Below are 24,262 nucleotides of genomic sequence, written 5' to 3' on the forward strand. Positions count from 1 at the left end.
GATCAGGTATCGGGATCAGATATTGAGGACGTCGAGGGCCCACTCGAGCGCCAGGACGCCGCCCAGGCCGAGGATCGCGAGCACCGTCGTGTAGCTCGTACGGACCTTGATCGCCTCGATGACCGAGAGGTTGAAGTACTCCTTGAACAACCAGAATCCGGGATCGTTGACGTGGGAGAAGGCGATCGACCCGCAGGAGACGGCGAGGACCATCAGCTCGGGGCTGACCCCGCCGCCCGCGAGGAGCGGCAGCACCACGCCGGAGGCCGTGACGACGGCGACCGTCGCCGAGCCGAGGGCCACGCGGAGGATGACCGCGATGAGCCACGCGAGGATGATCGGCGAGATCGACCAGCCGTCCGTGGCGTCCTTGATGTAGTCGGAGATCCCGCCCTCGACGAGGACGTTCTTGAAGGCGCCGCCGGCGCCGATCACCAGAAGGATCATCGCCATCGCCTGGGCCGCCGAGGTGCACGAGGCGCTGACGTCGGCGAGGCTGCGGCCGATCCGCGGTCCGAACGCCCAGACCGCCAGGACCAGGGTCAGCAGCAGCGCGATCGGCGCCGATCCGATGAAGGCGATGAAGTTCAGGAACGGGGTCTCGGACGAGGTGGCCAGGTCGGTCACCGCGGCGCCGGCGATCAGGACGACGGGGAAGAGCGCCACGCCCAGCGACCAGCCCAGGCCGGGCATCTCCCCGTCGGCGAACTCGCGGTCGCTGACCAGACCCTTGGGTATGGAGGGGCTCATCCGCCTGATGAACGGCAGGCGCGGCCACGTGAGCGCAATGAGCGCACCGGCCGGGACGGCGATGAACAGGCCGTAGAACAGCGTCAGTCCGACGGAGGCGTGAAAGGTCGCGGCCACCGCGGTGGGTCCGGGATGCGGCGGCAGGAAGCTGTGCATCGTGGAGAGGGCGATCGACATCGGCAGGCCGACCCAGAGCAGTTTCGCCCCGGTGACCCGTACCAGGGTGAACGCGATCGGCACGATGATGATGAAGGCGACCTCGTAGAACATGGTCACGCCGATGAGCATGGACGTGACGACCATGGCCACCTGGACCCCTCGTGGTCCGAAGGCGTCGAGTAGTTTGCCCGCGATCCGCTGAGCGGCGCCGGAGTCCCCCATGACGCGGCCGACCATGGCACCGAGCCCGATGGTGAGCATCGTGTCGCCGATCTGACCCCCGATGCCCTCCGAGAGGATGTCCGGGATGTCCGCCACCGGAATCCCCCGGACCAGCGCGACGCCGACCGCCACCAGCAGGAGGGCGGCGAAGCCGTTCATTCTCAGCCTGGTCATGAGGAGGAGCAGAATCAGAACGCTGATCCCGACCACGAGGAGAGGCATGTCAGTTCCCCTTTGAACTGTTGAACCATGGAGCCGTTGAGCCATGGAGCCGTTGAACCGTTGAGCCGTGGGCCAAATAGCCGGTGGGCACGGGTGGGCACGGGTGGGCATGGGTTGGGCGTGGGCACGTCGACGGGTCGGCTCATTACCGGAGCCGGGTGGCGGTGGATGAGGGGGGCTAAGGGGGCTAGCGGGCCTGAGTCGGTCGGGCGGGGCGTCGTACGGCTCCCACCAGGCTCAGGCCGTCGTCGAGGACCGTCTCCAGATCGGCGAGGTCCGCCTGGCCGGGGTCGGTGAGCGGGGCGCGTACCGGGCCGACCGGGAGGCCGCGCAGCCGGGCGGCGGCCTTGACCAGCGAGACGGCGTAGCCCGGCACCCGGTCGCGCAGTTCGACGAGCGGGACGTAGAAGTCGCGCAGCAGCTTGTGCACGACCGCGTCGTCGCCGTCCCGCAGGGCGGAGAAGAAGGCGTCCGCGATCTCGGGCGCGAAGGCGTGGACGGCCGACGAGTAGGCGGGGACGCCGACGGTGGCGTACGCGCGGGCCTGGATCTCGGCGGTGGAGGCGCCGTTGAAGAAGAGGAAACCGTCGGGCGCGGCGAGCGTGAGGCGCTGGAGCCGGTCGAGGTCGCTGTGCCCGTCCTTCAGGCCGATGAGGGTGGGGATCTCGGCGATCCGGCGCAGGCTGTGGGCGGTGAAGGCGACCTGGCCGCGCTGGTACGCGATGAGGGGCAGCGAGGTCCCGGCGGCGATCCGGCGCAACTGTTCCACCAGGCCGTCCTGCGGGGCCCCGACGAGGTAGTGGGGCAGTACGAGCAGGGCGTCCGCGCCCGCCGCCTCCGCGATCCGGGCGAAGCGGAGCGCCTGCGCCCAGCCGTAGCCGATGCCCGCGACCACCGGCAGCCTGCCGTCGGCGACCTCGACCGTGGCCGCGACGACCGCGCGGTACTCGTCCTCGTCCAGCGAGAAGAACTCCCCGGTCCCGCAGGCCGGGAACACCGCGCCGGGTGCGGTCTCCAACTGGGCGGTCAGATACGTCCGGTACGACTCCAGGTCGAGGCCGCCGTCGTCCCGGAAGCTCGTGAGGGGGAAGGACAGCACCCCGCCCGCCATACCGTCACGCAGCCGCTGGGTGACGTCTTCTGTCTCCGCTTCTGTCTCCGCACTGAACCGCATCACGAATCTCATCCCTATATGCAGATGGCGTACATGTATGAGAACGGAGGTTAGGTCGGTGAACGCGGTGGGTCAATGGGTGCGGCAGCGCGGATTTACGATGAGGCCATGCCGGAGAGCAGTGAGGTCCGTGGAGGTACGCCCGGCGGCCGCGGAGGTACGCCGGAGAGCAGCGGCGTCCGTGGGGTGAAGTCGGCGTCCCGCACCGTCGCGTTGCTCGAGTTGCTCGCCGCACGCGGAGACCGGCCGGCCCGCCTGGACGAACTGGCCGAGGAGCTGGACGTACCGCGCAGCAGCATGTACCAGCTGCTGCAGACCCTCGTCGACTGCGGCTGGGTACGCTCCGACACCACCGGCTCCCTCTACGGCATCGGGATCCGCGCCCTGCTCACGGGCACGAGCTACCTCGACAGCGACCCGCACGTCCGCGCGGTACGCCCCTACCTCGACGAGGCCTCGGACGCGCTCGGCGAGACCATCCACCTCGCCCGGCTCGACGGCCCGAACGTCGTCTACCTCGCGACCCGCGAGTCCCACGAGTACCTGCGCACCATCAGCCGGGTCGGCCGCCGGGTCCCGGCCCATGCCGGCGCCCTCGGCAAGGCACTGCTCGCCGAGCGCTCCGACGACGAACTCCCGCTCCCTGACGGCCCGTTGACCGCCTTCACGGCGAACACGCACACCGACCGCGGCACGCTGCTCGCCGACCTCGCGGGGGTGCGTGAGCGCGGCTACTCCATCGACCGCGAGGAGACGGTGACCGGCATCGCGGGCTTCGGCTTCGCCCTGCGGTACGACGCACCGGCCACCGACGCCATCAGCTGCTCGGTTCCGGTGGCCCGGCTCACCGAGGAGCACGAGGCCCGCGTCGTCGCTGTCATGCGGGAGATACGGATGAAGATCGAGACTCGTCTGTCGCCGCTCTCGGGGGCTCCCGACTGGCGTTGACCATCCGCCGTTTCTCTCATGTCCGTGCGGATCGTGCAGGTCCATACGGGTCCGTACGGACCGAGGGCCGCCCTGACGTGTTGGTCGGGGCGGTCCTCGGTGTGCCGAGATCAGCCGCTCGTGGAGGTCAGCGTGCTCTTGTCCTCGACGACCGGTGGTACGGAGGGCTGTTGGCTGGGTACGGCGGTGGTCTGGTGGGTGAGTGCTTCGCCCTCCACGTCGACGGTGGGCAGGATCTTGTCGAGCCGGCGGGGCATCCACCAGGCGGTCTTGCCGAGGAGGGCCAGGACGGCGGGCACGAAGGCCATGCGGACGACGAAGGCGTCGAAGAGGACGGCGATGGCGAGGCCGAAGCCGATCATTTTGATCATGGATTCGCCGGCGCCGATGAAGCCGGAGAACACCGCCATCATGATCAGTGCGGCGGCGGCCACGACGCGGGCGCTGTAGCGGAAGCCGGTGACGACGGCCTGGTGGGGGCTGTCGCCGTGGACGTGGGCCTCGCGCATGCGGGCGACCAGGAAGACCTCGTAGTCCATGGCGAGGCCGAAGACGATGCCGACGAGGAAGATCGGCATCATGCTCATGATGGGGCCGGTGGTCTCGACGCCGAGGAGCGCGGCGCCCCAGCCCCACTGGAAGACCGCGATGACCGAGCCGAGCGCGGCCAGTACGGAGAGCAGGAACCCGACGGCTGCCTTGATGGGGACCAGGACGGAGCGGAAGACGACCATGAGGAGCAGGACGGCCAGGCCGACCACGACGATCAGGTAGGGGATGAGCGCGTCCTGGGTCTTCTGGGCGACGTCGATGTTCATCGCGGTGGTGCCGGTGACCTCGAACTCGGCGCCGGTGGCGGCCTCGGTGGCGGGGCGGTCGGCCCGGATGCTCTTGACGAGGGTCTTGGTGTGCTCGCTGGTGGGTGCGGTGGCCGGGACCGCGGAGAAGATGGCGGTGTCACCGGCCTGGTTGAACCGGGCCGGTGAGAGGGACACGACTCCGTCGGTGGCGCCGATCTTGTTCTCGATGGTCTTGACGGCGGCCTTCGCGGCCTTCGGGTCGTGGGTGGCCCGGGTGTCCACGACGATGGTGAGGGGTCCGTTGAAGCCGGGGCCGAAGCCGTCGGCGAGGGCGTCGTAGGCGCGGCGTTCGGTGGTGGAGGTGGGCTTGGCCTCGGCTCCGGGCATGCCCAGTTGCAGGTCGGTCACCGGCAGGGCGAGTGTGCCCAGACCGGCGATGGAGGCGAGCAGGACGGGGACGGGGCGGCGCAGGACGAAGCGGGCCCAGCGGGTGCCGCCGTTGGTGTCGACGGTTTCCTTCACGTACCCGGTCTTGCGGGCCTTGCGGGAGAGGACGGCGTTGGGCCAGAAGCCGAGGACGGCGGGGACCAGGGTCAGTGCGATGAGCACGCAGACGATGACCGCGCCGGCGGCGGCCAGTCCCATTTTGGTGAGCATCGGGATGCCGACGACGGACAGTCCGGCCAGTGCGATGACGACGGTGAGGCCGGCGAAGACGACCGCCGAGCCGGCGGTGCCGGTGGCCAGTGCGGCCGCCTCCTGGGGCGGGTGGCCCTTGGCCCGTTCCTCGCGGTAGCGGGAGACGATGAACAGGGCGTAGTCGATGCCGCAGGCCAGGCCGAGCATGGTGGCCAGGGTGCCGGTGGTGGCGGACAGGCCCAGTGTGCCGGCCAGGGCCGTGATGGAGGCCATGCTGACGCCGACGCCGAGGATGGCGGTGAGCAGCGGAAGCCCGGCCGCGGCCAGCGATCCGAACGTCGTGATCAGCACGAGGGCGGCGATGGCGATGCCGATCGCTTCGGCCGAGCCGCCCGCGGAGGGCTGGGTCTCGAGCGCGTTGCCGCCCACCTCGACGGTCAGCCCGGCGTCCCGGGCCTGGTTTATCGCGTCCTCGAGGGATTTCTTGCCGGCGTCGGTGAGGTCGTCGGCGCCGACCTTGTAGGTGACGGTCGCGTACGCGGTGGTCGCGTCCTTGCTCACCGCGTTGACCTGGAAGGGGTTTACGGCAGTGGCGACCTGGGTGTCGTCGGCCGCCTCGTCCACGAGTTGGTCGATGACGGCCCGGTTGTCGGCCGCGGTGATCTTCTGTCCGTCGGGGGCGACGAAGACGATGCGGGCGTTGGCCCCGTCGGCCGCGGCACCGGGGAAACGCTGTTCCATCAGGTCGAACGCCTTCTGGGACTCGATCCCCGGCATGGCGTTCGAGTCGTCGGGGGCCTCCGGGGCTACGGCAGCGCCGAAGCCGACGGCTCCCAGCACCGCCACCCACAGGAAGGTGACGAGCCAGCGCCGCCGGAAGGTCAGACGGCCGAGTCGATAGAGAAAAGTAGCCACGGGAGGTCTCCAGGGTCTGGGCTGTTGAGCTGGGGTGGAGTGTGTGCGGTGAGGTGTGTGCGGTGGGGTGTGTGCGGTGGGGTTGTGGGGTGGAGTGGGGTGTGTGTAACGAGATGTGTGGGACGGGCGGGGGCGGGCTGAGCTTTTTCGGGGTGTTTCCGCGTACTGCTGCCGAGTTCTTCCAGTCGCTTTCATGTTCTTTCGCGTGCTTTTGGGCACGACAAAGCGGCATTCGGGTACTTCAATTCGGGTGCTTCAAAGGGGGTTCGGACACATCGAGGGGTGGCCGGGTACGTAAGAGTGCGGGCGGACCAGGTACGAGGGACTGTCCGGCGTAGCAGCCGTATCCGGCGTGTCAGGCGTGCTTGCCGCGCGTCAGGTTGAGCGCCTCTCCGTGCTTCTGGAGGAGGCCGGAGCACGCTCCGAGCGAGATGACGCCCATGCCGACGGCGGCCATGACCCCTTGCGCGCCATCGAGGACGGCGCTGGAGGCCACGGTGGCGGTGAGGCCGGCCAGGAAAACCGTCGCGAGCACGGTCCACGAGAGCAGCGACTTCATGGTCATGGGGGGTCCTTCCAAGTGGGCGGGAGGCCGTGAACTTCCGAGATCAACAATCCCGCTTGCCGACCAACCGCCACGAGAGAGCACGCTCCCGAACCGTGGTGTACCGGGCTACACCATCAGCACGGTGGCCTGCTCCCCCGCGCGGGGCCCACCTGCCACCTAGCCTGAACAGCATGCGGAAGACAGTGGGGCAGGCGGCCAGGGCCACGGTCCAGCTGGCCAAGGCCGCGGCCCTGGCTTCCGGCTCGATCCTCTTCATCACGGTCCTGCTGTTCACTGCCACCGTCACCCTCGCGGTGGTCGGCGCCGGAGTGCTCCCCGAGACGGTGCTGCTGGTACGCCGGATCGCCGGAGCCAAACGCAACCAGGTGGCCACCTGGACGGGCCGGCAGATCCCCGAGGCGTACCTCCCCCTCGACGAGGGCCTACTACGCGAACGCCTGCGCACCGCGCTTCACGACCCCGGCACCACCACAGACCTGCGCTGGATGATCACCCACTACGCCTACGGCTGGCTGCTGATCCTGGCACTCCCGCTGTGGCCGGCGGGCCTGGTGCTGGACGGCGTACGCTGCGGACTGCTGAGCCGCGAACCCCTGGTCCTCCCCCTGATCACCCGTCTCGCGGACCTCGACGCCAAGTGGTCCACCGCCCTGCTGAAGCCCTCACCGAAGGCGCGCCTCACCGAACGGGTCGAGGTACTGACCGCGACCCGGGCAGGCTTGGTCGCCGCCCACGAGGCCGAACTACGCCGCATCGAACAGGACTTGCAGGACGGCACACAGGCCCGCCTGCTCTCCCTGTCCATGCACCTGGGCCTCGCGAAACGAACATACGAACGCGACCCCCACGGCGCCCGCAAACTCCTCGGCGACGCCCAGGACCAGGCAGAGGACGCCCTGACGGAACTACGACACGTCGTACGCGGCATCCATCCCCCCATCCTCACCGACCGCGGCCTGGCAGGCGCGGTACGGGCCTTGGCCGCAACCAGCGGCCTCGACGTCACCGTCACCACAAACGAGGCGGAGCACGAACCCCGCGCCCCGGCCGCCGTGGAAGCCGCCGCATACTTCGTCGTGTCCGAGGCCCTGACCAACGCCGCAAAACACAGCGGCTCACCGAGCGCATCGGTCCAACTCGGCCGTGCCACCACCGAGTTGAGGGTGTCCATACGGGACGAGGGCCGGGGCGGAGCCAAGGAAGGAACCGGCTCGGGGCTACTCGGCATACGGCGACGGGTCGCCGCACTCGACGGCACGGTACATCTGGCGAGCCCTGCCGGCGGCCCGACCGTGATCGATGTGGGGCTGCCGTGCGAGTGGTGAGGAATGCCGGCTCCACATACCAGCGCCCCGCCCCAGCCCCGATCCGGTACGCTGTCGATCGAGCGTCCTGCCAGGCGCTGCGGCGTGTCATGCGGAGGCCCGCAACCCTCCCACACCGCAGCAGTATGATCCAGAACGCTCAGCGCTTGACCGGGAGACCCGGCCACGACTCGCCCATCGAGTCCAACGCCGGCCTCCACACACAAGCCCCGCCTTCGTAGCTCAGGGGATAGAGCACCGCTCTCCTAAAGCGGGTGTCGCAGGTTCGAATCCTGCCGGGGGCACAGTGCCTGACCAGCGCGTTTACCTCTGCGAGGTAGTCGCGCTGTTCGTCGTGGCCATGGGGCGGCGTTCGTGGCCAAGGTGCCCGATGTCGGCGATCCGGGCGAGGCCGCCGTGTTGCGCATTAACCATGAATAGGTTCCAGGTCATGGCAACCAAGACATCCAGGCGACGTCAGCGCGGCAGCATCGCCCCAACGGGGCCGGCTTTCAGGTCCGTCCGGGCGCGACGCGCCCACGAAGAAGGACATCCACCTCCACGGCCAGGCCGAGACCAGGGCCGAGGCAGAGAAGGCCCGCTTGACCGGACCGTGGACCGCCTCGGCCTCCTTGAAGGCCTGGTCCACCTGCTGACCGTCCGTCACATCGCAGCATACGGCGAGGAGGTTCTCGGTAGCGGGTGGTTCGTCACCTCGGTAGGTCACCGTGACCCGGTCCCCCGCCGCTGCGAAGTGGCGAGCTATGGCCAGCCCGATCCCCTGTTCCCCCCGGTCACGAAGACTGAACGGGCCGCTGCTGCCGCGGCTCGGCCGTCTACTACCTGACGATCGTCTACAGCATCTCGTACGGGCCGAAGTCGCTCGGCATCCCCCAGAACACGATGCTGACCGCCGCGAGCATCGGCGCGGCGGCCGGAAACGCCATCACCGTCCCGGTCGCCGGGCTGGCCGACCGGATCGGCCGCCGTCCGGTGATGCTGACCGGAGCCGTCGGCTGCGTTGTGTGGGCGGTGCCCATGTACGCCTCCCTGAGCTCGCGCGACGCCCTGTTGATCACCGGCGCCTACACCGTCGGACTCATGCTGCTCGCGCTGATGTTCTCCCCGGTGGCGGCCTTCCTCCCCGAGCTGTTCCCCGCCCGGCTGCGCTACACCGGAGCCTCCGCAGCTTTCATCCTCGCCAACACCCTCCGGCGGCTTCGCCCCGCTCGTCGCCACCTGGCTGAACAGCCAATGGGAATCACCGCTCGTCCTCGGCTTCTACACCGGCGGGCTCTGCCTGCTGAGTCTCCTGTGCCTGCTTGCCCTGCCAGAGACCCGCGACCACGAATTCGACGCCTGACGGTTCGTGTCCCTGGCACACGGAGCGCCCGTAAGGCGTCGCAACAACACCCGAGCCGCACGGCCCCCTTCATGCCCCGGAAGTGCCCGATCGCTACCGTGCGCCACGTCGCCGACACCGGCACTGGCACTGGCACCGGCACCTCCCTTTTCCCGTACAACCCTTCAGGCTCACCAGAGGTCATCTCTCAGTCCGTACGTATGTCCTGGAGAGGAACTCATGTCCCGGCCCCACCACAAGCGCTCCCGGCGTCCCGTCGTCCTGGGCGCCACCGCCGTCGCGGCCGTCTTAGCCGGTGGCCTGCTCATCACCCTGCCCGGCGGCGCGAGTGCCGCCGCGTCGGGCCTCGCCGACGACTTCAACGGTGACGGCTACCGTGATCTGGCGACCGGCGCCCCGGGTGCCGTCGCGGGCGGGAAGGCGAAGGCGGGCGCCGTGGTCGTCAACTACGGCTCGTCGAGCGGTATCAGCGCCGCGCGCCACAAGACCACCTCGCAGAGTTCCTCCGGCGTGCCGGGCGCCTCGGAGACCTCCGACCGCTTCGGCACCGAACTCGCGCACGGCGACCTCAACAGGGACGGCTACGGCGATCTCGTCGTGGGCACACCGCTGGAGGACGTGAGCGGCGATGTCGACGGTGGTTCGGTCACGATCCTGTGGGGCGGCTCGTCCGGCCTGTCGGGCGGCACGGCGATCAGCGACCCGAACGTGTCGGGCCACGACCGGTTCGGCCAGTCCCTCGCGGTCGGCGACTTCACCGGTGACGGGAAGGCCGATCTGGCGGTCGGTTCCACCGGCAAGGACGTGTGGATCTTCAAGGGCGGCTTCACCAAGTCGGGCGGCGCGGCCGGGAAGCTGCGCTTCGACGCCCAGATCGAGTCCGGCGCGTACCCGAACGGCGCCGTCGATCTGGCCGCCGGTGACTTCGGCGACGACGGCACGGACGACGTGGTGGTGGGCTCTTTCGCCGGCGCCTTCGTCTACCGGGGCTCCTCGGCCGGGCTCACCCTGCAGACCCAGGTGAGCGACGACAACCCCGCCTCGCTCACCGCAGCCGACTTCGACAGGGACGGCCACGACGACCTCGTCATCGGCACCGACGACAACCCCATCGGGGATCAGACGGCGCTCGGCGGCTACGCCACCGTGTATTACGGCGCCGCGGCCGGCGTCGACACCGCCCGCACCGGCGTCTTCAGCCAGGCCACCGAGGGCGTGCCGGGCGCGGACGAGTCGTGGGACCTCTTCGGCAACACGCTCGCCGCGGGCGACACCAACGGCGACGGCTACCCGGACCTCGCCGTCGGCGCCCCCTTCGAGTCCATCGGCTCCGGCGACCACGCCGGCAGCGTCTGGGTGCTGCGCGGCGGCGCCTCCGGCCTGACGGGGACCGGCGCCCAGTCCTTCAACCAGGGCACCCCGGGTGTCCCGGGCGCCAACGAGTCGTCGGACATGTTCGGCGACGCCATCCACCTCGCCGACCACAACAAGGACGGCCGCGCCGATCTGTCGGTGGGCGCGGGCGGCGAGAACAGCGACGACGGTGCCGTGTGGGTCCTGCGCGGCTCCACCGGAGGCGTCACGGCCACCGGCGCGGTGAGCTTCGGTGCGTCGTCCGTGGACATCGGGAACTCGGGGGACGACCCGATGTTCGGGGACGCCATGTCGGGCTCCTGAGCACGTGGACAGACAACGGGAGGGGCGGCACCGGAAGGTTCCGGCGCCGCCCCTCCCGTTGTGCTGACTGTCGTGTGGGACGGCGGGGCCGGGGCCCCTCAACTCAACATGTCTTGCCGTCCCCGACAAGGAGCCCGTTGGCGCCGCGGGCGTCCACGGTGAGGTGGCCCGTCCGGCGTTCCGCGCGGAGCACGGCACGGGCCGCGGCGAGGACCTCCTCGTCGCTCTCCACCCCGGAACCCGTCAGGACTTGGAGCAGCCGCGTCCGCCACACGTCGGGGTCCGTCTCGTACGCGTCCAGCACCCGTACGCCGTAGCCGCCGCCGCCCGCGCTGTGGGCGCCGCGCCCGCCCAATCGTCGGCGTACCGCCTCTCTCAGTCCTGCGTGGAGCTCGTGGACGATTCCGGGTGCGGAGTCCGTGAGTCCGGCCGCCGCCCCCGTGGCCAACGCGGTGGCCACCAATTCCACTTCGGCCGCTTCGGTCACTCGAGCCCCCTTCGCTTGTGCGGGTTGTGCGATGTCTCGTCCGTCACCATGGCCGGACGTGCTGCAATGCTGATGAAGTTCCGATGAAGTGCGGGAGCGGAGGCTCGGGGTGGGCGGGAGATCTCCTCAGCGGCTTCGGATCGAGGTGCTCGGGCCGTTACGGTCCTGGCGGGGCGAAGCACCCCTTGATCTGGGGCCTGTCAAGCGGCAGGCCGTGCTGGCCGCGTTGCTGCTCCGTCAGGGGGCTGTGGTGAGCCACGAGCAACTACTCGACGGGGTGTGGGGGTCGGAGCCACCCGCGACAGGAAACAAAGTGCTGGCCAGTCACGTCAACCCGCTGCGCAGGACACTCGACTTCGAAGGCACCCGGCACACGGAGTCGGTGATCCGCAGCGGCAAGGGCTGGTACCGCTTCGTGGTCGACGAGGCCCGGCTCGATCTGTCGGACCTGGCCGAACGGGGCGATGAGGCGCTGCGCACAAAGGCTTCCGGAGACCTGGCCACCGCGACGGACCAGTTGTCCGCAGCGCTCGCTCTGTTCCAGGGCGAACCCTTGGCCAACCTGCCGGGACCCTTCGCGCACGCCGAGCGGGAGCGGCTGATGGAGCGCCGACGCTCGCTCCGGCTGACCCGGCTCGAATGCCTGGTTCTGCTCGGCCGGTTCGGCGATGCTCTGGACGACCTCGCCGCGTTGTCCGCGTCCGATCCGTATGACGAGTCGTTGTTGGCGTTGCGTATGCGGGCTCTGTACGGCTGCGACCGTCAGGCCGAAGCGCTGAACGCCTATCAGGACATGCGCACACGCCTGGGTGACGAACTCGGAGTCGATCCCGGTGAGGAGCTCCGCCGGGTGTACGAGGCGGTGCTGCGCCAGGACGACGCCTGCCTCCTCGGCCCGGCGGTTCCCGCCTCGCAGACATTCTCCAAGCTCATCCTCCGTGATGACCCGGCAGCAGCCGCGCCGATACGACCAGGGGCACCACAACGGTCCGCTCACCCGCCACGCGACAGCGCTCCGTCGGCGCCGGCCGAGTTGCCGCACGACGCCGCCGGATTCGTCGGCCGCACCGCCCAACTCGCCCAACTGCACGCTCTGCTTCCGCCCGAGCAGGACCAGGGGCCGACGAACACCGTGGTCATCTCCGCCATCGGCGGCGCCGCCGGCATCGGCAAGACCGCTCTGGCGGTGCACTGGGCGCACCAGGTACGTGACCGCTTCCCGGACGGCCAGCTGTACGTGAACCTCCACGGTTTCGACCACGACCGGCAGCCACTCGAGCCCGGCGAAGCCCTTGAGCTACTGCTGCGCAGCCTGGGGCTCGCTGCGTCGGAGATCCCGGCGAACGACGAGGCGCAGGCGCGCGTGTACCGGACCCTGTTGGCCGACCGGCGCCTGTTCGTGCTGCTGGACAACGCGGCTTCGGCGGAGCAGGTGCGTCCGCTGCTTCCGGGCAGCACATCCTGCTGCGTCGTGGTCACCAGTCGTAACCGGCTCGGCGATCTAGTGGTCCGCGACGGTGCGCACGCTCTGCCGTTGGACCTCCTCCTGCCGGCTGAGGCCCGCGCGCTGCTGAGCGAGACGCTCAGCACGGACCGGCTTTCCGCCGAACCCCTCGCGGTGGACGAACTGATCCGGCTGTGCGGCAGCCTTCCACTGGCGCTGCGCGTGGCCGCCGCGAGGCTGGCGGGCGATCCGGGGCTGCGCCTGGCCGATCTGGTCACCGAGATGTCCGAGGGCAACCGGCTGGAGGCACTGGAGCCGGACGATGACGACAACTTCCCCTTGCGGACGGCCTTTTCGGCCTCGTACCGAGTTCTGGCCCCTGCCGCCCGTCGGCTGTTCCGCCTGCTCGGATTGTTCCCCGGCCCGGAGCTCACCGCCGAGGCCGCGGCAGCCCTCCTGGACGCACCGGTGCAGCAGGCCCGCCGCCTGCTCGGTGCCTTGGCCGCTGCCCACCTGATCGAGCCTGCGACGGTGGGCCGGTATCGTTTCCACGATCTTCTTCGGGAGTACGCGCAGGAGCGTGCGCAAGTCGAGGACGTGGCGGCGGATCGTGACGCCTCGTTGAAACGTGTCCTGGTCTGGTACCTGAGCGCCGCTCGCACCGCCGGGGGAAGCTGGCTCTTCGCGGATCTGCCCCACGACCTCGCCCCAGGCGATCAGCCGCGCGTTCCGTTCGCTGCCGGAGCCGGACAATGGCTGGAAGCGGAGCGGGCGAATCTGCTCGCCCTCATCAACCATTCCGGCCGTCACGGTCCCCGCCCGGTCGCCTGGCACCTGGCCAACGCACTGTTCGGCTACTTCTGGCTCCATCTGCCGCGGGCGACGTGGCAGGCGACCGCACAGACGGCGCTGGACGCGGCCAAGGCCGAAGGCGACCTGTTCGGCCAGGCAGCCATGCACAGCAGCCTCGGACTGCTCAAGTCGGACCGGGGGCAGGGCAGGCAGGCGATGGATCACCACACGCGCGTACGGGAAATCAGTCGGGAGCTCGGGTGGGCGGTGGGCGAGGCAGCGGGTCTCGGCGGCATGGCCCAGGCGGAATGGAGCATGGCGCGCCTCGACAGCGCGCGCGAGCATGTCACGACCGGCTTGCGGATCACCCGTGAAGCCGGAAATCGTCACCTTGAAGCGTTGGGGTTGGTCGTCCTCGGTGTGACCTGCCGGGACCTGGGCCGGTTGCGCGAGGCCGCGGATCACCTCGAACTGGCCATCAGCCGAAACAAAGAGATCGGCTGGAACGGCCACAGCCTGGCTCTGCAGAATCTGGGCTGGGTGTACTGGGAACTCGGCCGCCTCACCGATGGCCTTGACGCCCTCGGTCCCGGGGTGACCGCTGACGGGAAGGGCGGGTACCGCAACGACCGCGCCATGATGCTGGACGCCGTCGCGAGGATCAACCTCGAGCTCGGACATCATGACGAGGCGCTGGAACAGGCCGAGCGTGCCTTTGCCATGGGCCAGGACAGAGGGCGGCGCTGGATTCAGGCCGGCATCCTCAACACGGTCGCCGCCGCCCACCGGAAACTGGCCCATTTCGACCGATCGGTGCGGGCCGGCGGACAGGCTCTCGCCCTGGCCCGCGAGTCGGGCCACAGACGCACCGAGGCGGACTGCATCCTGGGGCTCTCCCTCACGCACACACAACGGGGCCGGTACGACGAGGCCCGCAGCCATGCCGAGCAGGCGCTGAGCCTGGCGCGCGATCATTCATTCCGCGTGGTGGAGGGCCAGGCCCTGACAGTCCTGTGTGCGACAGCGGAGTCCGAGGCGGCCCACGCCACAGCCATCAAGCTCGGCCACGAGGCCCTGGCCGTACACCGTCGGACCAGCCACCGCCTCGGCGAAGCCCGGACCCTGATGCTCCTCGGTCGCGCCCTCCACAAAACCGAGGACACAGCCGCCGACCGCATGAGGCAGCAGGCCTTGGACATCTTCTCGGGCGTTGGCGTGCCGGCGGAGGAGTACAGAGATCTCGACTGGTGACGCGCCCGTACGGACCGCCACATCACGCCGTTGACGAGCCCGCGCAGGTCGAGGTTCGTTCGAGACGCCGATGCGGTGTGCAGGCGTCCGGCCAGGCGGAGGGTACCCACGCCTGAGGAGTCCGGTAAATGACCGGCTCTCACGACCCGACCCGGCCCACTCGGCAGGTCACCTCCACCCTTGACGCACCCGAAGCTATTGATTATTAGCCTCGTTCGGCGGCTGCAGCCTCGCCCTCCTCTTCGGTCTCGTCCCTCAAATCTGGCAGATCCCTTGACAGGCAGGTCCGTTCGGCCCTGTGATGGCTAATGCTCAGTAGCCGAGGTCAGGGGTCAACGTGTCGATCGAGTTCGAGGCCGACGAGAAGGTCACCGACATCGCGCGGCGCACCACCGAATTCGTCCGGGACGTGGTGCTGCCCGAGGAGCAGGCATGCGACGGGAACGTCCATGCCGGGCCGGAGCCACTGCGGCGTCGGCTCCAGGAGGCGGCCCGGGCCGCTGGGGTGTTCGCTCCACATGTGGGGCTGGAGTGGGGCGGGCTCGGGCTGGATCTCCGCGGGCAGGCGGTGGTGTTCGAGGCGGCCGGATACTCGCTGCTGGGCCCGCTCGCCCTCAACTGCGCGGCGCCCGACGAGGGCAATACGCACCTGCTCGAAGTGGTCGCCGACGAGGAGCAGAAAGAGCGGTATCTCCGGCCGTTGGCGGCCGGCGAGGTGCGGTCCTGCTTCGCGATGACCGAGCCGGCGCCGGGCGCGGGATCCGATCCTCGTGCGCTGGCCACCACGGCGACGAGGACGGGAGGCGGCTGGCGGATCGACGGCCGCAAGTGGTTCATCAGCGGCGCCGACGGAGCCGGCTTCGCCATCTGCATGGCCCGCACGAGCGGCGGGCCGGGCGACGCCGGCGGCGCGACCATGTTCCTCATAGACGCCGACAACCCGGGCATGAAGATCGTCCGGAACATCGACACCCTGGATCAGGGTCTGTTCGGCGGGCACAGCGAAGTCGCCTTCGACAACTGCGAGGTCGGTGACGGCGCCGTGCTCGGCGAGGTGGACCAGGGCTTCGCGCATGCCCAGGTACGTCTCGGGCCCGCCCGTATGACGCATTGCATGCGCTGGCTCGGGGTGGCACGCCGGGCACAGGACATCGCCCTGGAGCGCGCGGTGGATCGCTCGGCCTTCGGCAAACCGCTGGCCGAACTGGGCATGGTGCAGCAGCTGTTGGCCGACTCCGAGATCGACATCGAGACCAGTCGCGCGGTGCTGTGGCGGGCCTGCTGGGAACTGGACCAGGGCCGCTCGGCCGCTCAGCACACCTCGATCGCGAAGACGTACGTCTCCGAAGCGGTGAACCGCGTGGTCGACCGGGCCGTGCAGGTGTGCGGCGCGCTCGGCATCTCCGGCGACGCCCCGCTGTCGCGGCTGTACCGGGAGGTGCGTCCGTTCCGCATCTACGACGGCCCGTCCGAGACGCATCGCTGGGCCATCGCCAAGCGCGCGGTGCGGGCCGCTCGTGAGCGGAGGGCCGTACGGTGACTTCCTTTGAAACGACTGAGATGGCTGAGATGGCCGAAGGGGCTCAAACGGTCGTCGTGGGTGTCGATGAGCCTGCGCTGCAGCACTACTTCGAGCGGCACGTATCCGAGTGCGCGGGTCCGTTGAGGGTCGAGATGCTGCACGGCGGGCGCTCCAATCTCACCTACCAGGTGACCGACGGAACGCACCGATGGGTGCTGCGTCGGCCACCGCTGGGCGTGCTCACACCGACCGCGCACGACATGGACCGCGAGTACCGCGTCGTCGCCGCGCTCGGCGGCACCGGAGTACCGGTGGCCCGAGCCGTGCTCTCGTGCACGGACCCGACGGTGATCGGGGCGCCGTTCTGCGTCGTCGACTTCGTGGAGGGCGCCGTGCTGCGCGACGGTGACGAGGTCGCCGCGCTGCCTCCGGCCGACGCACGGCGCAGCGCCGATGCGCTGGTGGACGCCCTGGTGGCACTGCACTCGGTCGACCCCGCCGACGTCGGGCTCGGCGACTTCGGCCGTCCCGACGGCTATCTGGAGCGCCAGGTGCGGCGGTGGCGCAGCCAGTGGGACAAGGTCGCCACCCGCGCGCTGCCCGACCTCGAAGCCCTGCACGGCCGGCTCGCCCGTGCCCTGCCCGTGAGCGGCGCTCCGGCGATCGTGCACGGCGACTACCGCCTGGACAACACCATCCTGGCACCCGGCGACTTCGGGCGGATCGCCGCGATCGTCGACTGGGAGATGGCCACGCTCGGTGATCCCCTCGCCGACCTCGGGATGCTGCTCATGTACTGGGATCCGGTCTGCGAGCCGGTACTCGGGGCGCGCCACGTCCCCACGGCCAACCCCGGCTTCCCCGCGGGCCGCGAGCTGGCCGAGCGGTACGCCACGCGGTCCGGCCGGGACATCGAGGCCCTGGCCTTCTACCAGGCGCTGGCCTGCTTCAAGCTCGCCGTCATCGCCGAGGGCATCCACGCCCGCTATCGCGCGGGTCAGACCGTCGGCACCGGCTTCGAGCTGGTCGGCTCCGCGGTCCCGGCGCTGCTGCGCTCGGGGTTGGAGCTGCTGGCATGACGATCACCGGCACCGACGTACGCGACGAAGGAGACCCCGTGCGAGACCGGCTGTCCGGAATGACCGCCCTGGTTACCGGCGCGACCGGCGGCATAGGAGACTCCGTCGTACGCCGCCTGGCCGCCGAGGGTGCCGCGGTGGCGGTGACCGACGTGGACGCCGACCGCTGTGAGGCACTCGCGAAGGAACTGACGGACGGCGGGGCGCGAGCGCTCGGCCTGGCCCTGGACGTCAGCGATGAGGAGACGTGGCGCCGCGCGGTCGAGCGGGTGGTCGCCGAGCTGGGCGGCCTGTCCGTGCTCGTCAACAACGCGGGCATCGCCGAGACGCGAACCGTGGAGACGGAGACCCGGGAATCCTGGGACAAGGTCATCGCGGTCACCCAGACCGGGGTCTGGCTCGGCATGAAGTACGGCGGGCCCGCGATCGAGCGCTCCGGTGGCGGCTCGATCGTCAACATCGCCTCGATCTTCGGTACGGTCGGCGGCTTCGGAAGCCAGTTCTCGTACCACGCGGCCAAGGGAGCGGTCCGGCTGATGACGAAGAACGCCGCGCTGCACTGGGCCACGCGCGGCGTGCGCGTCAACTCGATCCACCCCGGCTTCATCGAAACGCCCCGCTCCCGCGAACTGTGGCGGGGCACGCCCCGGCACACCGCGATGGTGGAGGGCACCCCCATGGGGCGGCTGGGCCGGCCCGACGAGGTCGCGGGAGCGGTGGCGTTCCTCGCCTCGCAGGACGCGAGCTTCATGACCGGCTCCGAGCTGTACGTGGACGGGGGTTGGACCGCACGCTGACCGAGAACCGGAACCCGAGACCGAGACCCGAGACGTAGACCGAAAGCCGAAAGCCGAGGGCCGAGCGCCGAAGGACCAGGGCCGAAGGACGGAGCCCGCGGCCAGTGATGTCACCTCACACGGCCGATGCGCTCACCGCACGCGTGTGTACTGGTCCACCCCGCCCACGGATGTCACCGTCACCCGCCCCCGCAGCACGAGGACATCCAGATGCGCCGCCGTCTCGTTGACCGCGAGCATCTGGTTGAAGGCATTCAGCTCGCCGAACGGCACCGCCCGCCGCGTCCATCCGAGCTTGCGCGCCACCGCATGGGCGTCGAGCGAGTCTTCGCCCAGCGCCGTCAGGCTCTTGGCCAGCCGGTCGTCGTGGTGGGCGAGCAGCTCGGCGACCCGGGTGTGCGCGCTGTCGGAGACCGGCCCGTGCGCGGGCAGCAGCCGGGCGTCGGCGTAACGGTTCATCAGCCGCAGGGAGTCCAGGTAGTCGGCGAGCGGCCGGCCGCCCGGCTCGGCCAGCTCGAAGCCGATGGACGGGGTGATGTGCGGCAGGACGTGGTCCCCGGAGAACAGCAGCCCCCGCTGCTCGTCCAGGAAGACCACATGTCCCTTGGTGTGTCCCGGAGTTGGCACGACACGCAGTTCGCGATCGCCGAAGCTCAGGGTCTCGGCGGCGAGCCAGCGGTCGGGGGCCTCCCACACGCTGGGGTCGTAACCGCCGTGGTCCATCGCCCGGATACGGTCGGCCAGTTCGCCGGCGCCTGCCCTGCGCAGGGTCTCCAGTGAGCCCGCGGGTTCGTCGCTGCCCAGTCGGTCGAGCATCTCCAGACCCGGGCGTTCCCCCGCGCCGAGGTAGACGCGCGAGCCCAGCAGCCGGCGCAGTTCGACCGCGTGCGTGTAGTGGTCGCGGTGGATGTGGGTGACCAGGATGTGGCTGATGTCGCCGAGGTCGCGGCCGATGGCGGCCAGGGCCTCCTCGAGCGCCTTGCGCGCCTCGGGGATCGCCCAGCCGCCGTCGATCATGACGATGCCACCGTCGTCGGCGAGGTCCTCCAGCAGGTAGACGTTGACGGCGTGCAGGCCGTCGTTGGGAAGTGGCAGAGGAACGCGGTGCACCCCGGGCTGTACGGTCTGGACTCCGGCTGCGGCCCACGGGCCCTGGTCGAACCGCGTTGTCATGATCCTCCTTATTGGCGTACCGCCGCGGGATCATGCCGGTTGGCATGCGCGACGGCACAATCTCGCGAATCGTTGCCTCGTCGGGCCCCGTCGGGCTCCGTCACGCCCCGTCAGGCGTCGTCACGCCTGTCCGTCGTGCGGCCTCGTCGTCGGGCGTACGGGCACTCAGACTGAGGGCCAGCTCCCGGGCCCCGCTCCGGTCGAGCTTGCCGACCTTCGTCTGGGGCAGTTCCTTGATGCAGTACACGAATTCGGGCCATTTGGTCTTGGACAGGCCGACGTTCTCCAGGTGTCCGGTCACCTCGGCCAGGTCGATGCCGCCGCCGTCCTCGGTGACGACGAGCAGCGCCACTCGTTCGCCGAGGACGTCGTCGGGGACCGCCGCGACACAGGCCCTGGCCACGCGCGGGTAACTGGCGACCGCGCGCTCTATCTCGGTGATGTCGATGTTGCGGCCGCCACGGATGATGATGTCCTTCTCACGGCCCATGATGCTGACGGTGCCGTCCTCGTGGGTCATCAACAGGTCGCCGGTGGGCAGGTAGCCGTCCTCCGTCAGCTCCGGCGGCTCGACCTCGCCGCCGCGGGCGTAGCCGAGGAAGAGGGAAGGGCCGCGCACCTGCGCCCGGCCGGTCACGCCCGGTCCGGCCGGCCGCCCGTCGGGGGTGAGCGCGCGTACGTCCGTACCCGGGAAAGGACGACCGTCTCTGCCGAGCCGGATCTCCTCGGGGTCGTCGGGGCTCGGCGAGGTGTGGCCGAGGCACTCGGACATGCCGAAGACGCGCAGGATCTTCGTGCCCAGGGACTGTTCGGCCCGGGCCAGGGCACCGCGGTCCATGGGCCCGCCGCCGACGGTGATCGACCGGACGCCGCCGAGGATGCCGGAGCCGGCCGCCTCGGCGCCCATCTGCAACGCCATGGTCGGTACGCACATGGTCCAGCGGACATCGGCGTCGGCCATCCGCCGCAGCGCGACGGCCCGGTCCCACTTGCCCGTCATGACGAGCGGTCCGCGCAGCATGAGGGCGAGGTAGACACCGAAGCAGTACGCCGCCGTCGACGACAACGGCACGATGGCGGCGACGGCGTCACCGGGCGACAGGCCGTTGGCGGTGACGGTGCTCGTGGCGGCGTAGCGCAGGGCCGACTCGGACTGTACGACGCCTTTGGGCCGCCCGGTCGACCCGGAGGTGAGACCGATCAGGGCACCGCCCGACCAGCGCGACACCTCACGCTTTCGGGGCGTGGACAGGCACGTCCAGCCGTCGAGCACCGTCCGCGGCGAGCCCGGCAGCCGTTCGGCCACCGCCCACTCGTCCATCGCGGAGGGCTCGGCGATCACGGCGTCCGGGCGGATGTCCTGGCAGGCCGCGGTGAACTCGGCATGGGTGGTGTGCCGATTGACCACCGCGATCACACCCCCGTCCCGGCCGCTCATGCCCACGGCGAGGGTGGCGGCGACCGTACGCCATGAGTTGTCGGCCTGGACCATGACGGTGCCGCCCGCTCCTTCGGCACCTTCGGTGGACAGCGCCGCGGCCATCAGCGTGGCCTCGTCGAGCAGTTGCCGTGCCGTATGGCTGCCCGCGTCGTCGATGACCGCGACGAAGTCCGCCTCGTCCGCCTTCTGTTGGAACTCCCGCACTACCTGTCGCATCTTGTCCCTCGCTGCGCTGTGCCGAACTCCGTCTACTGAACGCTGGGATACGTGCCGTGCCGGTGAGCCGGAATCGTCCGGCAGGAGCGACTCAGGCGGCGAACATCTCCGCCTCGTGCCCCATGACCGCGATGCGGCGGCCCTTCATGTCGCCGACCTGTGCCACGGCCTCGGCCCACTCGGGGCTCGCGAGGGCCTTCTTCAGGTCCTCCGGGGAGTCGAAGCCGAGCACGGAGAGCCCGTCCCAGCCTTCGGAGCGCGGCTCCAGAGCGGCGTCGATCTCGGTGTGCCGCCAGGCCCGCAGTCCGGGCAGGCGGTAGGTCAGCTCCGCGTGGTCGCCGCGCCACCACTCGATGAACTGCTCGTGCGTCCACTCCGGAGGCCGGGCTGCCAGCAGGACGAGGTTGTACATGAGGTTCCTCCGTACGTGGTGAGGTGAAGGTGTGCGATCAGTCGAAGCGGATCTCGGACGAGCGCCCGATCAGCAGGCGCTGCAGCCTGCCCTCGTCGTTCACCCGCCCGGCGGCCACGAAGCTCGCCTCGGGGACCCCCGCTCGTCGTACCTCCCCCAGGAAGAGCTCGTCCTGGCCGAGCGTGGTCGCCGACAGCCGGTGGTGGGTGCGGGTGCCCTTCTCGCGCTGTTCGAGGTAGCCGACGAGGGCGGCGCGGTCGCCCGCGAAGTCGGTGGCGTTGCCGCCGCCGGTGGAGAACAGGATGGACAGCGAGAAGTCGTCGCTGATCAGGTCGAGGATCCGGGACGGCTCGTCCCCGTCGAGGATCTCGAACCATGCGGTGAGGAACGGGGCCCCGGTCGAGGTGTCTGTCATGCCCGGCTCCTGTCCTGCGCGGACCAGTCGACCAGCTCGAACGAGGTGGTGAAGAAGGACTGGTAGCGCGCCAGGAGTCCGCCGGGGGAGATCACCGCCGCCGAGAGGAAGGAGCCGGAGTACCGCCCGCCCTGCGTCACCACTCCATAGACGGTCTCGACGTCGCCGTCCCGGCTGCAGCGCAGGATCTCGTGCGACCGGTCCACGGGGTTGCGGCCCGCGATGTACGCGGCGAAGTCCTCCTTGGACTTGCCGATGACCTCCTTGCCCGGCAGGGCGATGAGGAAGGAGAAGTCGGGTTCGAGCAGGTCCAGCGTCCGCTCCGGATGCCGGCTGTCCATGCTGGCCATGTATGCGCGCAACGCCATGAGTGAGCTCCTTCGGTCGGCGATCGCTGACCACGAGATCAATCTGAGCCAAGTTCAATTCAGTTAGGATGGTAATCCGGTGGAAACACGCCTGGCAATAGTGCTTCACGGAGCGGAGCTGCCGCGACGGTAGCGGCCCCGGAACACCGGCACTACAAAGCCCCCGCCGGAAACCGACGGGGGCAGAAGCGAGGGCAGAAGACCGGGACGCTCAGGGCGTCACGTGGCGACCATCCGCACGCAGGCGCCCTCGATCAGCTCGCTGACCTCCGACAGCGGCGTCGGCCCCGACGGCCGGTACCACCGCCAGACGCTGACGATCAGGCCGAGCACGCTCGCGCCCAGCAACTGCGCGTCGCGAAGCGGGAACGCGCTCTGGGACATGCCCCGTACCAGCAGGTTCGTCCAGTCCCGCTCGACGAGCTGGACCAGCTGGCGGGCCGCTACGCGCTCGGCCTCCTCCCGCTTGGACTTGCGCGGGCCGGAGAGGAGGTCCATGTGGTTCTGCAGGATGCGCATCTGCAGGACCTCTTGGTCGGAGACGTCGTACGCCGCGCGAACGGCCGCCCGGAGCGCTTCCACCGGCTCCGCGACGTCCGCGGTCGCCTCCGTGAACTTGTCGTGGGAGCGCTGGAGCTCCAGCCGCATGATGGTGAGCAGGCAGTGGGTCTTGGACTCGAAGTAGTGGTACAGCGCGGTCTGCCCGATGCCGACCCGCTCCGCCACGGTCGACCACTTGGTGGCCTCGAACCCCGTCTCGCCGAAGCAGTCGACGGCGGCCGCCAGAATGGCGGCGCGCTTGGACCTCGGCCCCGCTTCCGGTTCAACGATCTTTGTCGCCATGCCTGACCCGTCTCCTGGCTGCCGCCCACCTTTTCCGTACCCGAGAGTAGTACCAAGCTGAACTCAGTTGCCAATCGACTTCCGGTCAGAGTCGCTCACAGGCGCTCACAGGCGCTCGATCACGGTCGCATTGGCCATACCGCCGCCCTCGCACATCGTCTGCAGACCATAACGTCCGCCGGTCCTGCGCAGCTGGTGGACGAGCGTGGTCATCAGCCGGGCACCGGTGGCGCCGAGCGGATGCCCGAGCGCGATGGCGCCACCGAAGGCGTTGACCCGCTCCGGGGCGGCGCCGATCTCCTTCTGCCAGGCAAGGACGACGGAGGCGAATGCCTCGTTGATCTCGACCAGGTCGATCTCGCCGATCGACAGCCCGGCCTTTTTCAGGACCTTCTCGGTGGCGGGGATGGGACCGGTCAGCATGTGAATCGGGTCCGAGCCGACCACGGCCATGGTGTGGACGCGGGCCAGCGGTGTCAGGCCGTGGCGGCGCACCGCCTCCGCGGAGGCGATCAGCAGGGCGGCGGCCCCGTCGGAGATCTGGCTGGCTACGGCGGCGGTCAGCCGGCCGTCCTCGGTGAGGGTCTTCAGGCCGGCCATCTTCTCGAGGGTGGTGTCGGCACGCGGCCCCTCGTCGGCGGCGAGCCCGAAGGCCGGAGTGATCTCGTCGTCGAAGGCGCCGTCGGCCTGGGCGGCGAGGGCCCGCTGGTGACTGGCGAGCGCGAACCGTTCCATGTCCGTACGGGAGACACCCCACTTCTCGGCGATCAGCTCGGCCCCGCGGAACTGCGACACCTCCTGGTCCCCGAAGCGCTCGCGCCAGCCGTCCCCCGCGAACGGGCTGCCCATGCCGGCCTGTTCGCCGACGAACATCGGGCTGGCGATGGGCACCAGGCTCATCACCTCCACCCCACCTGCGACGACGAGGTCGGCGGCGCCGGAGCCCACCGCCTGCGCGGCGAAGTGCACGGCCTGCTGGGAGGAACCGCACTGGCGGTCGATGGTGGTGCCGGGGACGTGCTGCGGCAGCCCGGCCGACAGCCAGGCGGTGCGTGCGATGTTCCCGGTCTGTGCGCCGAGTTGGCTGACGCACCCGAAGTACACGTCGTCGACGGCGCCCGGGTCGGCCCCGGTGCGTTCCAGCAGCGCACGCAGCACATGAGCGCCGAGGTCGGCGGGGTGCACGCCGCTGAGCGTGCCCTTGCGGCGGCCGACGGGGGTGCGGACGGCTCCGACGATGAATGCTTCCGGCACAGTGGGTACGGAGGGCACGGTGAGCTC

The 24,262-nt window shown here is 69.9% G+C and carries 19 protein-coding genes, 1 tRNA gene and 2 pseudogenes; 9 read left to right on the forward strand and 13 right to left on the reverse strand.

Going from position 1 to position 24,262, the window contains the following annotated elements:
* Nucleotides 1-15: 15 nt before the first annotated feature.
* Nucleotides 16-1,353, reverse strand: a complete 1,338-nt coding sequence (locus ACTWQR_RS07445) for a gluconate:H+ symporter (protein WP_443226118.1) — start codon at nucleotides 1,351-1,353, stop codon at nucleotides 16-18.
* A gap of 187 nt (nucleotides 1,354-1,540) precedes the next feature.
* Nucleotides 1,541-2,539: a 5-dehydro-4-deoxyglucarate dehydratase gene (locus ACTWQR_RS07450; protein ID WP_443226119.1), complete on the reverse strand. Its 999-nt coding sequence runs from the start codon at nucleotides 2,537-2,539 to the stop codon at nucleotides 1,541-1,543.
* 96 nt (nucleotides 2,540-2,635) lie between these two features.
* Between ACTWQR_RS07450 and ACTWQR_RS07455 the strand changes: the two genes are divergently transcribed.
* A complete protein-coding gene (locus tag ACTWQR_RS07455) occupies nucleotides 2,636-3,475 on the forward strand; it encodes an IclR family transcriptional regulator (RefSeq protein ID WP_443226120.1) in 840 nt (279 codons plus the stop codon).
* Nucleotides 3,476-3,585: 110 nt separating this feature from the next.
* Here ACTWQR_RS07455 and ACTWQR_RS07460 read toward each other — a convergent pair whose 3' ends face one another.
* Together ACTWQR_RS07460 and ACTWQR_RS07465 are read right to left on the reverse strand one after the other, a co-directional pair.
* A complete protein-coding gene (locus ACTWQR_RS07460) occupies nucleotides 3,586-5,829 on the reverse strand; it encodes an MMPL family transporter (RefSeq protein WP_443226121.1) in 2,244 nt (747 codons plus the stop codon).
* A gap of 355 nt (nucleotides 5,830-6,184) precedes the next feature.
* Complete coding sequence (locus ACTWQR_RS07465) at nucleotides 6,185-6,394, reverse strand: hypothetical protein (RefSeq protein WP_443226122.1); 210 nt, start codon at nucleotides 6,392-6,394, stop codon at nucleotides 6,185-6,187.
* 173 nt (nucleotides 6,395-6,567) lie between these two features.
* Between ACTWQR_RS07465 and ACTWQR_RS07470 the strand changes: the two genes are divergently transcribed.
* Entirely contained in the window at nucleotides 6,568-7,722 is a 1,155-nt protein-coding gene (locus tag ACTWQR_RS07470) for a histidine kinase (RefSeq protein WP_443226123.1), read from the forward strand.
* Nucleotides 7,723-7,933: 211 nt separating this feature from the next.
* A tRNA-Arg gene (locus tag ACTWQR_RS07475) sits at nucleotides 7,934-8,006 on the forward strand.
* Between the two features lie 296 nt (nucleotides 8,007-8,302).
* On the opposite strand, the pseudogene ACTWQR_RS07480 reads toward ACTWQR_RS07475, so the two are convergent.
* Nucleotides 8,303-8,499, reverse strand: a pseudogene (locus ACTWQR_RS07480) (SDR family NAD(P)-dependent oxidoreductase); the annotation flags it as partial.
* A gap of 9 nt (nucleotides 8,500-8,508) precedes the next feature.
* Between ACTWQR_RS07480 and ACTWQR_RS07485 the strand changes: the two are divergent.
* Together ACTWQR_RS07485 and ACTWQR_RS07490 are read left to right on the forward strand one after the other, a co-directional pair.
* Nucleotides 8,509-9,064 (forward strand): annotated as a pseudogene (locus ACTWQR_RS07485) (MFS transporter); the annotation flags it as partial.
* A 219-nt stretch (nucleotides 9,065-9,283) separates the two neighbouring features.
* Nucleotides 9,284-10,741, forward strand: a complete 1,458-nt coding sequence (locus tag ACTWQR_RS07490; protein ID WP_443226124.1) for a VCBS repeat-containing protein — start codon at nucleotides 9,284-9,286, stop codon at nucleotides 10,739-10,741.
* A 103-nt stretch (nucleotides 10,742-10,844) separates the two neighbouring features.
* Here the strand turns inward: ACTWQR_RS07490 and ACTWQR_RS07495 are convergent, their stop codons facing one another.
* Nucleotides 10,845-11,228: a hypothetical protein gene (locus ACTWQR_RS07495; protein ID WP_443226125.1), complete on the reverse strand. Its 384-nt coding sequence runs from the start codon at nucleotides 11,226-11,228 to the stop codon at nucleotides 10,845-10,847.
* A 214-nt stretch (nucleotides 11,229-11,442) separates the two neighbouring features.
* Here ACTWQR_RS07495 and ACTWQR_RS07500 point away from each other — a divergent pair, with 214 nt between their 5' ends.
* From ACTWQR_RS07500 to ACTWQR_RS07515, 4 genes are all read left to right on the forward strand, one after another.
* Nucleotides 11,443-14,715 (forward strand): BTAD domain-containing putative transcriptional regulator, encoded by a 3,273-nt coding sequence (locus ACTWQR_RS07500; protein ID WP_443226126.1) that lies wholly within the window; start codon nucleotides 11,443-11,445, stop codon nucleotides 14,713-14,715.
* A 337-nt stretch (nucleotides 14,716-15,052) separates the two neighbouring features.
* A complete protein-coding gene (locus ACTWQR_RS07505) occupies nucleotides 15,053-16,255 on the forward strand; it encodes an acyl-CoA dehydrogenase family protein (protein WP_443226127.1) in 1,203 nt (400 codons plus the stop codon).
* Between the two features lie 20 nt (nucleotides 16,256-16,275).
* A complete protein-coding gene (locus tag ACTWQR_RS07510) occupies nucleotides 16,276-17,316 on the forward strand; it encodes a phosphotransferase family protein (protein ID WP_443226128.1) in 1,041 nt (346 codons plus the stop codon).
* Nucleotides 17,317-17,354: 38 nt separating this feature from the next.
* A complete protein-coding gene (locus tag ACTWQR_RS07515) occupies nucleotides 17,355-18,113 on the forward strand; it encodes an SDR family NAD(P)-dependent oxidoreductase (protein ID WP_443226306.1) in 759 nt (252 codons plus the stop codon).
* A 132-nt stretch (nucleotides 18,114-18,245) separates the two neighbouring features.
* Here ACTWQR_RS07515 and ACTWQR_RS07520 read toward each other — a convergent pair whose 3' ends face one another.
* From ACTWQR_RS07520 to ACTWQR_RS07550, 7 genes are all read right to left on the reverse strand, one after another.
* The gene (locus ACTWQR_RS07520) at nucleotides 18,246-19,286 is read right to left on the reverse strand and encodes an MBL fold metallo-hydrolase (protein WP_443226129.1); all 1,041 of its coding nucleotides are present in this window, start codon (nucleotides 19,284-19,286) and stop codon (nucleotides 18,246-18,248) included.
* A gap of 100 nt (nucleotides 19,287-19,386) precedes the next feature.
* A complete protein-coding gene (locus ACTWQR_RS07525) occupies nucleotides 19,387-20,943 on the reverse strand; it encodes a class I adenylate-forming enzyme family protein (protein WP_443226130.1) in 1,557 nt (518 codons plus the stop codon).
* 91 nt (nucleotides 20,944-21,034) lie between these two features.
* Nucleotides 21,035-21,355 (reverse strand): EthD family reductase, encoded by a 321-nt coding sequence (locus ACTWQR_RS07530; RefSeq protein WP_443226131.1) that lies wholly within the window; start codon nucleotides 21,353-21,355, stop codon nucleotides 21,035-21,037.
* Nucleotides 21,356-21,392: 37 nt separating this feature from the next.
* Nucleotides 21,393-21,770 carry a hypothetical protein gene (locus tag ACTWQR_RS07535; RefSeq protein ID WP_443226132.1) on the reverse strand — a complete coding sequence of 126 codons (378 nt, stop codon included), beginning with the start codon at nucleotides 21,768-21,770 and terminating at the stop codon, nucleotides 21,393-21,395.
* On the reverse strand, nucleotides 21,767-22,138 hold the full coding sequence (locus ACTWQR_RS07540) for a nuclear transport factor 2 family protein (RefSeq protein ID WP_443226133.1): 372 nt from the start codon (nucleotides 22,136-22,138) through the stop codon (nucleotides 21,767-21,769). The genes ACTWQR_RS07535 and ACTWQR_RS07540 overlap by 4 nt, the downstream gene beginning before the upstream one ends.
* A 219-nt stretch (nucleotides 22,139-22,357) precedes the next feature.
* Entirely contained in the window at nucleotides 22,358-22,981 is a 624-nt protein-coding gene (locus tag ACTWQR_RS07545; protein WP_443226134.1) for a TetR/AcrR family transcriptional regulator, read from the reverse strand.
* Nucleotides 22,982-23,086: 105 nt separating this feature from the next.
* Complete coding sequence (locus ACTWQR_RS07550; RefSeq protein WP_443226307.1) at nucleotides 23,087-24,235, reverse strand: acetyl-CoA C-acetyltransferase; 1,149 nt, start codon at nucleotides 24,233-24,235, stop codon at nucleotides 23,087-23,089.
* Between the last annotated feature and the right edge of the window lie 27 nt (nucleotides 24,236-24,262).

The sequence above is a fragment of the Streptomyces sp. 2A115 genome (assembly GCF_052245575.1).
Lineage (GTDB): Bacteria > Actinomycetota > Actinomycetes > Streptomycetales > Streptomycetaceae > Streptomyces.

Bases quoted from the DNA above. Each gene is read 5' to 3' on its own strand.
- ACTWQR_RS07455 (WP_443226120.1), top strand. From the start codon at position 2,636: ATGCCGGAGAGCAGTGAGGTCCGTGGAGGTACGCCCGGCGGCCGCGGA.
- ACTWQR_RS07510 (WP_443226128.1), top strand. From the start codon at position 16,276: ATGGCTGAGATGGCCGAAGGGGCTCAAACGGTCGTCGTGGGTGTCGAT.
- ACTWQR_RS07450 (WP_443226119.1), bottom strand. From the start codon at position 2,539: ATGAGATTCGTGATGCGGTTCAGTGCGGAGACAGAAGCGGAGACAGAA.
- ACTWQR_RS07465 (WP_443226122.1), bottom strand. From the start codon at position 6,394: ATGACCATGAAGTCGCTGCTCTCGTGGACCGTGCTCGCGACGGTTTTC.
- ACTWQR_RS07520 (WP_443226129.1), bottom strand. From the start codon at position 19,286: ATGACAACGCGGTTCGACCAGGGCCCGTGGGCCGCAGCCGGAGTCCAG.
- ACTWQR_RS07545 (WP_443226134.1), bottom strand. From the start codon at position 22,981: ATGGCGACAAAGATCGTTGAACCGGAAGCGGGGCCGAGGTCCAAGCGC.
- ACTWQR_RS07540 (WP_443226133.1), bottom strand. From the start codon at position 22,138: ATGGCGTTGCGCGCATACATGGCCAGCATGGACAGCCGGCATCCGGAG.
- ACTWQR_RS07445 (WP_443226118.1), bottom strand. From the start codon at position 1,353: ATGCCTCTCCTCGTGGTCGGGATCAGCGTTCTGATTCTGCTCCTCCTC.
- ACTWQR_RS07530 (WP_443226131.1), bottom strand. From the start codon at position 21,355: ATGTACAACCTCGTCCTGCTGGCAGCCCGGCCTCCGGAGTGGACGCAC.
- ACTWQR_RS07490 (WP_443226124.1), top strand. From the start codon at position 9,284: ATGTCCCGGCCCCACCACAAGCGCTCCCGGCGTCCCGTCGTCCTGGGC.
- ACTWQR_RS07525 (WP_443226130.1), bottom strand. From the start codon at position 20,943: ATGCGACAGGTAGTGCGGGAGTTCCAACAGAAGGCGGACGAGGCGGAC.
- ACTWQR_RS07470 (WP_443226123.1), top strand. From the start codon at position 6,568: ATGCGGAAGACAGTGGGGCAGGCGGCCAGGGCCACGGTCCAGCTGGCC.
- ACTWQR_RS07535 (WP_443226132.1), bottom strand. From the start codon at position 21,770: ATGACAGACACCTCGACCGGGGCCCCGTTCCTCACCGCATGGTTCGAG.